Source organism: Anaerocolumna sedimenticola, from assembly GCF_009931695.1.
GTDB classification, from domain to species: Bacteria; Bacillota; Clostridia; order Lachnospirales; family Lachnospiraceae; genus Anaerocolumna; species Anaerocolumna sedimenticola.
This window is the reverse complement of record NZ_CP048000.1, coordinates 2,510,594-2,523,106: the sequence shown is the minus strand read 5'-3', so window position 1 is coordinate 2,523,106 and position 12,513 is coordinate 2,510,594. Positions and strand designations below refer to the sequence as shown.

At 37.7% G+C, this 12,513-nt stretch carries 14 protein-coding genes and 1 riboswitch; of the genes, 3 read left to right on the top strand and 11 right to left on the bottom strand.

Features of this window, described 5'->3' with window-relative positions; genetic code table 11:
• Positions 1–54 precede the first annotated feature (54 nt).
• The 9 genes from Ana3638_RS11065 to Ana3638_RS11025 form a co-directional block, all read right to left on the bottom strand.
• A complete protein-coding gene (locus Ana3638_RS11065) occupies positions 55–1,107 on the bottom strand; it encodes a cobalt-precorrin 5A hydrolase (protein ID WP_161838076.1) in 1,053 nt (350 codons plus the stop codon).
• A 56-nt stretch (positions 1,108–1,163) separates the two neighbouring features.
• Positions 1,164–1,922 carry a precorrin-4 C(11)-methyltransferase gene (gene cobM, locus Ana3638_RS11060; protein ID WP_161838075.1) on the bottom strand — a complete coding sequence of 253 codons (759 nt, stop codon included), beginning with the start codon at positions 1,920–1,922 and terminating at the stop codon, positions 1,164–1,166.
• Positions 1,923–1,949: 27 nt separating this feature from the next.
• Positions 1,950–3,080: a cobalt-precorrin-5B (C(1))-methyltransferase CbiD gene (gene cbiD / locus Ana3638_RS11055; protein WP_161838074.1), complete on the bottom strand. Its 1,131-nt coding sequence runs from the start codon at positions 3,078–3,080 to the stop codon at positions 1,950–1,952.
• 15 nt (positions 3,081–3,095) lie between these two features.
• Positions 3,096–3,773 carry a precorrin-2 C(20)-methyltransferase gene (gene cobI / locus Ana3638_RS11050; RefSeq protein ID WP_161838073.1) on the bottom strand — a complete coding sequence of 226 codons (678 nt, stop codon included), beginning with the start codon at positions 3,771–3,773 and terminating at the stop codon, positions 3,096–3,098.
• Between the two features lie 134 nt (positions 3,774–3,907).
• Entirely contained in the window at positions 3,908–4,684 is a 777-nt protein-coding gene (locus Ana3638_RS11045) for a sirohydrochlorin cobaltochelatase (protein ID WP_161838072.1), read from the bottom strand.
• A gap of 80 nt (positions 4,685–4,764) precedes the next feature.
• The gene (locus Ana3638_RS11040) at positions 4,765–5,595 is read right to left on the bottom strand and encodes an energy-coupling factor ABC transporter ATP-binding protein (protein WP_246241006.1); all 831 of its coding nucleotides are present in this window, start codon (positions 5,593–5,595) and stop codon (positions 4,765–4,767) included.
• The gene (cbiQ, locus tag Ana3638_RS11035) at positions 5,592–6,368 is read right to left on the bottom strand and encodes a cobalt ECF transporter T component CbiQ (protein ID WP_161838071.1); all 777 of its coding nucleotides are present in this window, start codon (positions 6,366–6,368) and stop codon (positions 5,592–5,594) included. The genes Ana3638_RS11040 and cbiQ overlap by 4 nt, the downstream gene beginning before the upstream one ends.
• A complete protein-coding gene (locus Ana3638_RS11030) occupies positions 6,365–6,673 on the bottom strand; it encodes an energy-coupling factor ABC transporter substrate-binding protein (protein WP_161838070.1) in 309 nt (102 codons plus the stop codon). Before Ana3638_RS11030 ends, cbiQ begins: the two co-directional genes overlap by 4 nt.
• Positions 6,663–7,424, bottom strand: coding sequence for an energy-coupling factor ABC transporter permease (locus Ana3638_RS11025; RefSeq protein ID WP_161838069.1), 762 nt, complete (start codon positions 7,422–7,424; stop codon positions 6,663–6,665). The genes Ana3638_RS11030 and Ana3638_RS11025 overlap by 11 nt, the downstream gene beginning before the upstream one ends.
• Positions 7,425–7,648: 224 nt before the next feature.
• Positions 7,649–7,877: riboswitch (cobalamin riboswitch) on the bottom strand.
• 161 nt (positions 7,878–8,038) lie between these two features.
• On the opposite strand from Ana3638_RS11025, the gene Ana3638_RS11020 reads away from it, so the two are divergent.
• The 3 genes from Ana3638_RS11020 to secF all read left to right on the top strand — a co-directional run bounded on the left by Ana3638_RS11020 (position 8,039) and on the right by secF (position 10,900).
• Positions 8,039–8,464: a hypothetical protein gene (locus Ana3638_RS11020; protein WP_161838068.1), complete on the top strand. Its 426-nt coding sequence runs from the start codon at positions 8,039–8,041 to the stop codon at positions 8,462–8,464.
• Positions 8,465–8,678: 214 nt separating this feature from the next.
• Entirely contained in the window at positions 8,679–9,965 is a 1,287-nt protein-coding gene (gene secD, locus Ana3638_RS25130) for a protein translocase subunit SecD (RefSeq protein WP_246241004.1), read from the top strand.
• On the top strand, positions 9,965–10,900 hold the full coding sequence (secF, locus tag Ana3638_RS25125) for a protein translocase subunit SecF (protein WP_246241001.1): 936 nt from the start codon (positions 9,965–9,967) through the stop codon (positions 10,898–10,900). Before secD ends, secF begins: the two co-directional genes overlap by 1 nt.
• Positions 10,901–11,013: 113 nt before the next feature.
• Here the strand turns inward: secF and Ana3638_RS11010 are convergent, their stop codons facing one another.
• Both Ana3638_RS11010 and Ana3638_RS11005 read right to left on the bottom strand, forming a co-directional pair.
• Positions 11,014–11,232, bottom strand: coding sequence for a hypothetical protein (locus tag Ana3638_RS11010; RefSeq protein ID WP_161838067.1), 219 nt, complete (start codon positions 11,230–11,232; stop codon positions 11,014–11,016).
• A gap of 202 nt (positions 11,233–11,434) precedes the next feature.
• Positions 11,435–12,505 (bottom strand): response regulator, encoded by a 1,071-nt coding sequence (locus Ana3638_RS11005; RefSeq protein WP_161838066.1) that lies wholly within the window; start codon positions 12,503–12,505, stop codon positions 11,435–11,437.
• Between the last annotated feature and the right edge of the window lie 8 nt (positions 12,506–12,513).

Here is a 12,513-nt window from a genome sequence, read left to right as displayed (position 1 = left end):
CCTTTAACCTTTTCATCATGATGCTGCTTCTTTCATTTGGACAGCTATGCTGCATTAGGATGAAAATTTAAAAGTTACCGCATAATCCTTTTCATAGGCGGAAAGGGTGATACCGGAGTCAGCTGTTTTTGGTATCAGCATTTTTCCGTAACTGCTTCCAAGGAAGGCACTCCTTTCACATACGTTGTCCACACCAACCGTTTTTTCAACAAATTCAGATGCATTAAAATCACCGGGAGCATTGTTAAGTTCTTCTGCAGTAAAAGTACTATATTCCGCCTGTAAATACTCTGAGAGTTTCAGGATTCCTTCTTCCTTCGCTTTTAAGTCAATGGAACATATACGGCAGATACGTTTTTCATCCAGATTATATTTACGGAAGGTATTCCTTACGGCATCAATAATGGAGGTTATTTTAGTATCTTTTCTGCATCCGATTCCCAATACAATATTTCGCGGCAACAGATGCAATGTCTTTGGAAAAGGATTAACCAGCGTATTTCCTGCTATACAGATACCTACATCGGATGCTTTTAACGTAAGCTCGCAAGGTATGTCCCCATGTATGGGATATTCACTGCAAAGTCCCACTTTATTATTGTCTAATATAGTACCTGATATTTCTTTTATGAAAGTCAAATCGGTTATAATTAAGCTGTTTTTAACTGCCCAATTATCCACCGCAAATTTATGATTAATATCGGTTGCAGTGGTTATGACCGGCTGCGCTCCAATCAGCCCTGCTATGTTTCTGCTTAGTTCGTTTGCCCCGCCGATATGACCAGATAAAAGAGAGATCACATATTTCCCGTCTTCCCCTATCACGATTACAGCCGGGTCTGTTCCTTTGCTTTTAATTAAAGGTGCAATTGCCCGAACTGCTATACCACAAGCCCCGATAACTATGATTCCATCCATGCTTTTGAATAATTCATTCATTAATTCATGCAGGTTATGAAAAGGATTTAATTCTGTTTCTTGAATATGTTTGACGAGTCCATAACCCACCGCCGTCATACCACCGGATTGTAATCCTTGGCAGATTTTTATATTTAAATTTCCGCCCTTTACGGTAAAGGAAATGATGCCTATCCTCATAAGCTCCATAAAACCTCCTTACGTTATATTACAGTGCCTGATGCTTACTGTGAGACTATTTTTCATTAGCCTTTGAAAGCTTCACGGTAGCCGGTGGAAAAGGATGAATCATACAATTTTGACAGTTCATAATCATCTCCCAGAAATTCACCAACTACGATCAGGGCGGTTTTGGTTATGTTATTCCTAACGGCCATTTCTGGAAGATCAGCTACCATACCCCGTACCACCTGTTCATCATCCCAGCTTGCTTTATACACAATTGCACAGGGTGTAAAGGGTTTATATCCACCATTTTGCAGTTCTTCTTTCAGTTCTCCTAAAAGACCGGTACTTAAAAATATAACCATGGTAGCCTGATGCGATGCAAGGGATGCAATTTGTTCCTTTAAAGGTACCGGTGTAAACCCTGCCATTCGTGTAATAATCACTGTCTGGGATACTCCCGGCAAGGTATATTCCGCTTTTAACGCTGCCGCTGCTCCAAACAAACTGCTGACACCGGGACATATCTCATACTCGATATTTTCTTTATTCAGACAATCCATCTGTTCCCTGATGGCTCCGTAGATACTTGGATCACCGGTATGAAGTCTGACAACATTTTTTCCGTCTTTACTGCCTTTTATCAGGACATCCATTACCTGTTCCAGTGTCATACGGGCACTGTTAAAAGTTTGACAGTTTTCTTTCGTATACTTAAGCAGGTCCGGATTAACCAGGGAACCTGCATACACTACAATATCCGCTTCACTTAATAATTTTTGGCCTCTGACAGTAATTAAATCCACCGCACCGCAGCCGGCCCCTACAAAATGTACCATATATTCTCCTATCGTAATTTATTTCAATCAATTGTTTTTAAGTTGATCTAAAAGATACTGAACCTTTTTAGTCTCTCCTAATATTCCAAATTTATTGGAAAATATCACCGCCCCAATGGTTAACCCCTCATATGCTCTGTGCTCCAAATGGTATTCAATTTTTTCCATCAGAACTTTCATAACCGCTTCCAATAATCCCGCTTCTTTAAACAATTCCAGGGCTTCATCGGTGGTAATACAATCTAAAACTCTTTTTAATAAATAAGTATCTCCCCCTGCCAGCAAGCCGCAGCTGCACAGTATCTCCATCCGCCCATCCGCCCATTTGGAATGAGTATTCATGATACCACCGCCAAGCTTAACTAATTTACCGATATGTCCTACCAGCAATAATCCCTTTAATTTAAATTCAAATGCCATATCAATGGTTTCACCGATAAAGTTACTGCATTTTACCGTTTTGTCTTCAGAAAAGGCAAAGTTGCTGCCTATAAAGGCTTCCCCATAGTTTCCCGGAGCTGTTATTAGGTATTTGGCCCCCTCTGCCGAAAGTGAACTCATCTCCGTTCTAATCGTATCAATAAGAGCACTTTCACTCATTGGTTCCACGATACCGCTGGTTCCCAGTATGGAAAGACCGCCATCAATTCCAAGCCTTGGGTTAAAAGTCTTTCTTGCAAGTTCTTCTCCCTGAGGTATGGAAATAATAATGGATAACCCTCCTGTGTATTCTGCCTCTTCACAGACTTCCATAACCTCATCATAAATCATTTTTCTGGGAACAGTATTGATGGCAGCCTGCCCGATATCCTGATTTAATCCTAATCTGGTGACCCTTCCAACTCCGGTTCCACCATCAATCACAATATCCTTATCCGCTTTTCTGACTGTCGCAAATACTAATATTCCATTGGTTACATCCGCATCATCCCCGCTGTCTTTTTGTATTCCGCAGGTAACAAAACCATCTCCACGGGTAATCTCTTTTACTTCCAGATTAAGGATTATTCCTTTGGGTGTTGTGATGGAAATCCATTCCAGAGATTTATCTGTAAATAACATGAACGATGCTGCTTTCGCTGCGGCAGCTGCACAGGAACCTGTAGTGTAACCGCATCGTAATTTCTGGTTTCCTTTATAGACATAACGCTCTAACATATTTGACCGTCCCTTTTACTTTACAATAATGAGGGAATAATATCCCGCTTCCTCCGGAATTTCATCAAGGGTGGGATAAACCTTTTCCTGTTCCATTCCACAGTTTTCTATCATGGCCGCGCGAAGTCCCAGCGCTCTTATTTGTTCCTTAACTTCACCAAATTTTTTTCCTGCTTTCATAAGTACCTTGGTACCCGGAAGATTTATAGCATCTGAAATAGAATAAGAACCCGGTATGATATGAAGCTGTTCTGAATTTTCCACAAGCCCTTCCTGTAACCTGGCGGCTACGGCACAAAAGGAGGGAATACCGTTAATTATTTCTGCTTCAAAACCCTCTGCTAAAATACGTTTATGAATATAAATATAAGTAGAATATACGGTCGGATCCCCCAAGGTCAGAAATGCTACCTTAAGACCTTTTTCCAAATAGCTTCTTATTAAATCCGCACCATTTTTGTGACTTTCTTCTAACTTCTCTCTGTCTTTGGTCATAGGCATTAAAACGGTAATCACTTCTTTATTCTCAATCTCCGGCAAAGCCTGTTTTACAATATTGTAAGCCGTACAGGTCTGTAAATCTTTCGCCGGAACTGCAATTACGTCACACTCTTTAATAATCCGGACCGCCTTTAATGTAAGTAATTCCGGATCACCCGGTCCTACTCCCACACCGAACAAAATACCTTTCATGTAGATTCCTCCAATTTAAATTAATATAATGATTCGAACATCAAAAGCCATTTGATACACCTTTTTCAAATTCCTCCGGTGGGCGCTTTGGGCTCTGTAGTTGTATAAGATGTACCATTACTGACATTTCCTAATTAGTTAGCTTTGGCAACATGTCCGGTAAAAATATTCCTGATACTTTTGTATTCACCAAGGCCTTTTAAGGAACAGCGAACTTCATATCCCTGACTCTCTAACCTGGTTTTCCAGGAACTCTCTTCGCTTCCTGCCATATCATTTTGGGCATGATCTCCTGATACGATCATAAATGGTATTAAGATTACCTTTTTGTAATTTTTTTTCTTTAGCTGTTTTATTACATTCTCCAAAGCCGGATAGGCCTCTACCGTAGCTACATAAATATCCTCATGTCCGTAATCCCGAAACATATATTCTAGTGCCGCATAACTGGTATTGGAGTAGTGAGTGGTCCCGTGCCCCATATACACAACTGCCTCATCCTTTTGTATAACAGGCAGCTCACTTACAAGCCCTGTTATCACTTCGTAGTAATCTTGCATAGAGGTCAACAAAGGAGTACCGATTTTAACGGACCGAAATCGGCTCCTCCAATTCTGTATTGCTACAATCATATTGTCATTCTCAATACCGTTTATAATATGCGTGGGTTGTACAATAACCTCATCGATTCCATCCATATACATTTGCTCCATGGCTTCAGTGACGGTATTTACAATCATACCGTCTCTTCTTTTTAAGATATTTATTATCATATTGCTTGTAAATGCACGGTATATCTTAAATTCCGGATAAGTTTCACCTATATCCTTTTCAATTTGTTCAATGGTTTTCTTCCTCGTTTCATTATGGCTTGTACCAAAACTGACAACCAGAATTGCTTTTTTACACATATTCCTGCTCCTGACACTGTAATATACTTCTGATAAAAGGCGGTGCTTTTCCGCCGTGCATCTGATGATAGGAACATGGTTCATGTTCCTATGATATATCTTTCCAAGGTATCAAAATTTTGGGGCACCGGAAGATTTCTGCTTAAAATGCCGCGTTCACACAAATGAATAAAAAGCTTTATAACTGACGGCTGTCTTAAATTAGTTTGCTTTAACAGTTCTTTGTTCATAAAAATATCTTCCGTTTTTCCTTCCGCAAACACTTCTCCATCCTTAAATACAATAACCTTATCAGCCCATTCCAGAGCGTAATCAACATCATGTGTTGAAATAATTACGGTAACTCCCGAATCCGGCAGGGAATTTAATTTGTCATTAATCATTTTCGTATGTTTGGGGTCAAGGGCGGATGAGGGTTCATCCAGAATGATAACCTCCGGCTCCATAACCAGGATATCGGCAAGAGATACCTGTTTTTTCTGCCCGCCGCTTAATAAATGGGTCGGTTTATGGCGAAATGGCTGAATCTTCATTTCTTCCATAATTGTTTCCACCTTTTTTACCGCATCCTGCCCCGATATCCCCAAATTCATTAATCCAAAGGAAATTTCCTGGTATACACTGGCAGAAAAAAGCTGGTTGTCCGGATCCTGAAATACTATACCTACTTTACTTCTTAGTCCAAGCAAACCTTTTCTTGAATATTCAATCGGTTGGTCCTTAAATAGTATTCTTCCGTGCTGAGGTTTTAAGATTCCGTTTAAGCATAGAAAAAGAGTTGATTTACCGGAACCATTAGCCCCTAAAAAGGCGGTTTTGTCCCCTTTTTCAATTGAAATACTTACATTATTTAAAGCCTTCGTACCATCCTCATATGTATATGTTAAATTTTCTGTTTTTAATACATTCAAAATAAGCTCCTTTGAAGCAGGCTAATTCCTATCATAAAAGTTACAAAAGCTGCAGCCATCACAATCTCCTGTTTTGTTGCTTTGGTAACTTCACGCAGTACCAAGATTTTACCGTCATAACACCTTGCTTCCATAGCATCATAGAGGACAGAAGATTTCCTTATTCCATTTATTAAAAGTATAAAAAGCATACCACTCATGGAAAAGATGGAAGTCTTAATATTCTTATTTCCCAATCTGCTTTTTTGAGATGTGGTAATTGCTGCAGCTATCTCATAAAGGACAAATATAAAACGGTAAATCAATAAAAGCAATTCTGATAAAACAGCAGGGCAATGAATAAAATCCAAAACGTATAATAAATCAATAACCGGCGTTGTCAGTGATAAAAAATACAGGCAGGAAACTGCTCCCAAAGCAGTTATAATTAGATTTACTGCTGTATATATCGCATTTTCTTTAAAAATCAGATATTGGTGGAAGAAAGGGATTACTATCCCCGGCAAAGGTTTCTCTGACAGGCTGATTACAATACTAAATGTGCTTAACACTAAAAAAAGCACAGGTATCCGATACAGCTTTATAAAATAGGCAAGCGGAACCTTTCCTTTATAAACTGCCAGTATTCCCATCACAAATAGAGTAATAAGAGATATAAAAACAGAATGCGCGGAAACACAAATAAGTAATGTAGCAACTGCCAAAAAAGTTTTTATGCACGGATTTACATATCGTAATCCTGATCTGTATGCAATCTGATCTATCATCCTCATTCCGGCTTACTCTCTTTTCTGTTCCTGTTCCTCTCTTTTAATACTCCGATTCCATAACCAAATACACCGGCTCCTAAAGCAGCCTGGAGGCAAAAAAGGAGGGATTCTGTCTCCCCTCCCGGTGGCTCAAAAACCGGAGATACCCAGGGTTTATATTCATCTACATTTAAAATCTCACTGATTGTTTTACCGGCTGCATCATCCGAACCGCCAAAATCCGAATCTTTTATTACCGCCAAAGGTATTACAGCAATTAGAATACAAATCAATAAAAGGACAATGCCTGTTTTCATTTTACCTGTCATGCTTAAAGCCGCCTTTCATAAATCCAATTTCAGCCAGTTCCGTCCTCGCATAAGTTTCAAGTGCCATAACCACCATAGTTGTTACGATTCCTTCAATTATGGCAATCGGTACCTGGGTCACTGCAAAAATGCCCATGAATTTAACCATGGAGCGGCCAATGCCCCCAACCTCAGACGGATAGGCAAGTGCAAGCTGAAAAGAAGTTACTGTGTAGGTAAATAAATCTCCTATCATTGCAGACAAAAATACTGCTCCCATTTTTGGTACTCTCAGTTTTAAGGACAGCTTATATAACCCATAGGTGATAAAAGGCCCTGCTATTGCCATGGAAAAGGTATTGGCACCAAGGGTGGTAAGACCTCCGTGAGCCAGTAATACTGCCTGAAAAAGTAAGACAAACATACCAAGGAGACTCATGACACCAGGTCCGAATAAAATTGCTCCAAGTCCCGTACCCGTAGGATGGGAACTGCTTCCTGTTACTGACGGTAACTTAAGCGCTGAAAGAACAAATGCATAAGCACCGCACATTGCAAGAATTACCAATGTTTTCCTATGCTCCGAAACAGACTTTTTGATTGATAAATAACCTGCTATTAAAAAAGGAACACAAAGTACTCCCCAGGTTATGCAATAACGGACCGGCAAATATCCTTCCATAATGTGCATGGCTTCTGCTACGGGTGAAATACCAAAGCTTAACGAAAAACCAAAGGAAATAACTATTACAATTTTTTGTAATTTTGACATACTTGACTCCTTTCCTTATAACTGATGAACATACCCCCGGAGGACATTTTTATTTCGTATAGGAAAATTCGTAGCACTTTCCTATACAAAATAAAAAAGCCTTTTTGTTAACGGGAATCTTTACAATACGAACGATTCCGGCAAACAAAAAGGCCTTACTAAATATAATCCTGCTTCTATTAGGAACTATACTTAATACACACAGCCATCGTTCGTAACTGTGTATAGCTTCATATCAAAAGGCAGGTCTTCTGACTCAGGTATCATAATAAACAACCACTCTTCCCGTTTATCACAGTGATTTGCAGCAATTCATTTTAGTAAAAAAATGTTTCACTGACTGGTTGTTACTCATCCTTTACAGCGGCGGGACCGTATGGGCTTTTCACCCATTTCCCTATTATCTTGTCTGCATTGTTTAATGCTCCAAGCACCTTTTCATATTAGATTGTTATATAAGTGTAGCATTAGATGGCTTTTATGTCAATTACATTTCCTAATCGTTTATCAGAGAACTTTTTTAATTTTTCCAATAAAATTTTACTCATAGATATATGCAAAAATCAAAAAATATGTTATGTTATAATATAGATTATTTTTAGAGGGGTGAGCATATGAGTTCCAACAGACAATATAATAAATATGTACTGCGTATTTTGGTTGTTCTGCTTCCAACTTTAGTGTTGAACCTTAATTTAAATACAACTGTAACCGAAGACAACTATGAATATAGTGATAGAAACTCTTTTAATTCTCTCAATAATATAAATAAGCCATTCTATTATCTGAATTATTTCACTTCCATAGCACTGCTTCCGGAAGAGGAAAGCGTTGCAACACATTTTATAAGAGCTGCAACCAGATATTTCCAATATCCCCAACGTTTTTTTTACTATGATCTTTATTCGTCAGTATTATCTCTTTTAAATGTATCCCTGTTTTCTTATCTGGTTTTAATTCTATTTAAGAAACAAATTAATGATACATCAGAATTAGCGGTACATATAGGCGGACATGCTCCCCCCTGTATGCTTTCCTAATTAGGTAATTGCGAAACTATAAAGTTTTCTGAATATACCATAATTTTGCTTAGCTATTACCTGACTTTACGAATAATAAAGAAAGATAAAGGTTGAAGAAAATATTAATTAAAGAAAGGATGCCACATAATGATTCTCTCAACCTGTGAGACACGAGTTTCACTTTATTTGTGGCAGTATCGCAAGTAATCTTGCGATATGTTTTGGTATAAAAATGAGAAAAAATAGAAAACCAGTATTTTTTATAATTTTAATTGTTGCGCTGCTTATGGCATATACCGCAATTTTTGGCGTTTCTATCCCCTTTGGTTCCGGTAAAGCTTTTACAATCGCCGGAGCACCGGAAATGCGTTATGGTATTGATATTCGCGGAGGTGTTGATGCAGCATTTGAACCCGTTGGACTTGACAGAAAACCTACCGGGAAAGAGCTGGAAGCTGCAAGATCCATTATTGAAACCCGTCTTGACCAGCAAAACATATTAGACCGTGATGTTACTGTTGATAAGGATAACGGATATATCATCGTTCGTTTTCCTTGGAAAGCTGACGAAAAAGATTTTAATCCCCAGGAAGCTATGGCGGAGCTCGGTGAAACCGCACAGCTTACTTTCCAGGATGCAGATGGTAATGTTTTAGTAGAAGGTTCCCACGTTACCAACAGCTCACCGGAAATGGACAGAACTACAGGACAATATGCAGTAAGCCTTACCTTTGATGAAGAAGGAACTAAACTCTTCAGTAAAGCAACACAAAAACTGATTGGTAAAGAAATAGATATATACATGGATAAAAATTTAATCCAAAGAGCTACGGTTAATGAACACATCGGAGGCGGTAAAGCACAGATTGACCACATCGGAACGTATGATGAAGCAAAAGCACTTTCCGATAAAATCAATGCCGGTTCCCTGCCATTTTCCATGACTACAAAAAATCACTCTACCATCAGTCCAACTCTTGGTGCCGGTGCCTTAGATGTTATGGTACAAGCAGGTGTAATCGCTTTCTGCATTATCTGCTTACTTTTAATTCTGTATTACCGTTTACCTGGTTTTGTTGCCTGCATCGCACTTTTAATTCAGGTTTCCGGCCAGTTATTAGCACTTTCCATTCCGCAGGTAACCCTTACCTTAACAGGTATCGCAAGTATTATCCTTTCCATTGGTATGGGCGTGGATGCTAACGTTATTATTTCAGAACGTATCAATGAAGAAATTAAATCCGGCAAGAGTATTCCATCCGCTATCTCTTCCGGTTTTAAAGATGCTTTTTCATCCGTATTTGATGGTAATATCACCGTATTAATCGTTGCAATCATATTAATGATTTTTGGTTCGGGTTCGTTATTATCCTTTGCATATTCCTTGCTTACCGGTATTTTCTTCAACTTCGTAGCAGGTGTTACTGCTTCCCGTTTGATGATCCGGTCCTTAAGTGAATTTAAAGCCTTGCGTCAGCCTGCGCTTTTCAAATGTAGATCAAGGAGGGTAACACTATAATGGGAAAAATAATTGATTTTTATAAAAAACGTTGGGTATTTTTTGGAATATCCATAGCAATTATGTTAATTGGCATAATATCAGCATTCATTAACGGCGTACAATTGGATATCCAGTTTAAGGGTGGTTCCCTCTTAAAATATTCTTATGTTGGTGATTTGGATGCCGATGCGGCTGCCGATGTGGTATCCACATCTTTGAACAGACCGGTAACAACACAGCTTACCTCCGATATCGCAACCGGTGATAAGAGGCTTATCATTAATATTTCCGGCAATTATGGAGTTGATACGAAAGATCAGGATAAATTTGACGCAGCATTAAAAGAAAAATTTCCGGATGCAAAATTAAATCTTTCCGAATCCTCCATGGTTGAGCCATTTTTCGGTAAGAAGTTTTTAACCAACGGTATTACAGCTATTCTTCTTTCCGCTGTATTAGTTATGATTTATGTATGGATTCGTTTCAGCAGAATGGGTGGTCTTTCCGCCGGTGTTATGGCTCTGATCGCACTGTTCCATGACGTTTTGGTCGTATTTTTCACCTGCGTTATTTTCCAGATTCCAATCGGGGATTCCTTTGTTGCCGTAACACTGAGTATTATCGGTTATTCGGTAAATGATACTATCGTTATCTATGACCGTATCCGTGAAAATACAAAACTGCATCCTAAGACACCTGTGGATACCTTAACAAACCTTTCCATTTCCCAGTCCATTACGAGATCGGTCAATACTAACGTTGCCGTATTATTAAGTGTCAGTTTAATTTATATCTTAGCACACTTAAACAGTATAGACTCTATTCAAAGTTTTGCACTCCCTATGGCGATTGGTTCCATAAGCGGATGTTATTCAACAATCTGCATTGCCGGGCCGCTTTGGGTTATGTGGAAGAAGAGAAAGAATACCAATGTTGCTTTTAAAAACAGTTAATTGAATAAAAAATAAACAATAGAAAAAAGCTGCGCATTATATATGCAAATTATAATGCAGCAGCTTTTTTTATATAAATTTATGAAAGGGCTTATTGATAATAGCTTATAATCTTATAGATCTCCTAAATCGTAATATGTATTTAACAGACTATCAAAGTTTTTTCCCATTTCCTCAATACCCGGATTCATATGCAAATCCTCACTATTGTTAATCATTTTATTTATATCTAATCTTAGTTTTTCTAAAGTTAATAATTGTATTTTTGGCTTAGAAATTCTCCCCTCCACCTCTTGCCAATCATAAAATTCAGTCAAATTCTCGTTATTCATATCTTATCCTCCTTGTAAAAAATGAATAAAATAAATTTTTAGTTAATTAATTTACCTTTATTCGTAAAGCCTTTACCACTGCAGTAGTATAATATAAAGACAAATTATTTATATATATCATATACGACATTACTGACGGAATTCTGACAAAATACAAAAAAAACCTGCACAAGTTAACTAATGCAGGTAAAAGTGAGACTAATTACCCAAAAGATTTAATCAATAGGTGATATAACTCCACCATTGAATTATCCGGTGAAAGCCCAAGTTCACTTTTTAATATTTTTTTGTATCTTTCATATTGCCGTTCCAACAGGCTCCTGTTTTTTTGTAATGAATAAATTTTCATTAATAGATAATTGATTTCTTCATCTAATTCATTAAAATTATTTAGTTTTTTTGTTATGTGTAATGCAACTGTTAACTTCATATTATCGATTAAATAATTTACCAGCTTTTTTGCAAAACTAAAATATACTTCGGATATTCGTTCTTTTTCCGGTAATGACCAGCTATAATCTTTTTCCCCAAAAAGTTCTCCTGAATAAAGCTTTTCAGTTTGAATAGCTTTTTCCAGATTGGATTCATCCAGTTGATAAATGGATGTGATGCGGTCTTCAAAATCAATGATATCTGCGTAAACTTCGTTTAAGTCTATCTTATAACTTTCTTCCGCTGAAATGATTGCCGATTTCATACCGTGGGGTTCCAAAGCTTTTCTTAACTTATATACAGTGGTATTTAAATAAGTTTCTGCATTTGACTGCGCCATACCATTAAAAACATCCTCCATAATTCTCCATTTTGAAACTAATCTCCCCCTGTGCATTACTAAATAAGCCATTAATTCCGAACTTTTTGATGAGGTGAATTGTATACTGCCGCCACTTGTACTTTTTACATCCAAACCACCTAAACAATTAAATAATATTTTATTTTTATTATTCCGGTTAGACGGTTGTAAAAAAATTAAAGTATCTTTTGCTTTTTGAATGGAATTTTCAAGTCTCTCGAATGTAATTGGTTTTACGATATAATCAAATGCATGCATTCCGTAGGCTTCCAGCGCATATTCTTTATAAGCGGTCAGAAAAAATATAGCAATTTCCTTATACTGCGCTGTTACTCTTCTGACAAAATCAAGACCGTTTTCTTCCCGCATATTAATATCTACAAATGCCATATCCACCTTATTTTCTTGTATATACGCATATGCTTCACTTGGACTTTGGAAGCTTCCTACTAATTCGATATCTTTAATTTTTGACAGCATTTTTTCAT

Bases quoted from the DNA above. Each gene is read 5' to 3' on its own strand.
- Ana3638_RS11010 (WP_161838067.1), bottom strand. From the start codon at position 11,232: ATGAATAACGAGAATTTGACTGAATTTTATGATTGGCAAGAGGTGGAG.
- secD (WP_246241004.1), top strand. From the start codon at position 8,679: ATGAGAAAAAATAGAAAACCAGTATTTTTTATAATTTTAATTGTTGCG.
- cbiQ (WP_161838071.1), bottom strand. From the start codon at position 6,368: ATGAGGATGATAGATCAGATTGCATACAGATCAGGATTACGATATGTA.
- Ana3638_RS11025 (WP_161838069.1), bottom strand. From the start codon at position 7,424: ATGTCAAAATTACAAAAAATTGTAATAGTTATTTCCTTTGGTTTTTCG.
- Ana3638_RS11020 (WP_161838068.1), top strand. From the start codon at position 8,039: ATGAGTTCCAACAGACAATATAATAAATATGTACTGCGTATTTTGGTT.
- Ana3638_RS11065 (WP_161838076.1), bottom strand. From the start codon at position 1,107: ATGGAGCTTATGAGGATAGGCATCATTTCCTTTACCGTAAAGGGCGGA.
- Ana3638_RS11045 (WP_161838072.1), bottom strand. From the start codon at position 4,684: ATGTGTAAAAAAGCAATTCTGGTTGTCAGTTTTGGTACAAGCCATAAT.
- cbiD (WP_161838074.1), bottom strand. From the start codon at position 3,080: ATGTTAGAGCGTTATGTCTATAAAGGAAACCAGAAATTACGATGCGGT.
- Ana3638_RS11005 (WP_161838066.1), bottom strand. From the start codon at position 12,505: ATGCTGTCAAAAATTAAAGATATCGAATTAGTAGGAAGCTTCCAAAGT.
- secF (WP_246241001.1), top strand. From the start codon at position 9,965: ATGGGAAAAATAATTGATTTTTATAAAAAACGTTGGGTATTTTTTGGA.
- cobI (WP_161838073.1), bottom strand. From the start codon at position 3,773: ATGAAAGGTATTTTGTTCGGTGTGGGAGTAGGACCGGGTGATCCGGAA.
- Ana3638_RS11030 (WP_161838070.1), bottom strand. From the start codon at position 6,673: ATGACAGGTAAAATGAAAACAGGCATTGTCCTTTTATTGATTTGTATT.
- cobM (WP_161838075.1), bottom strand. From the start codon at position 1,922: ATGGTACATTTTGTAGGGGCCGGCTGCGGTGCGGTGGATTTAATTACT.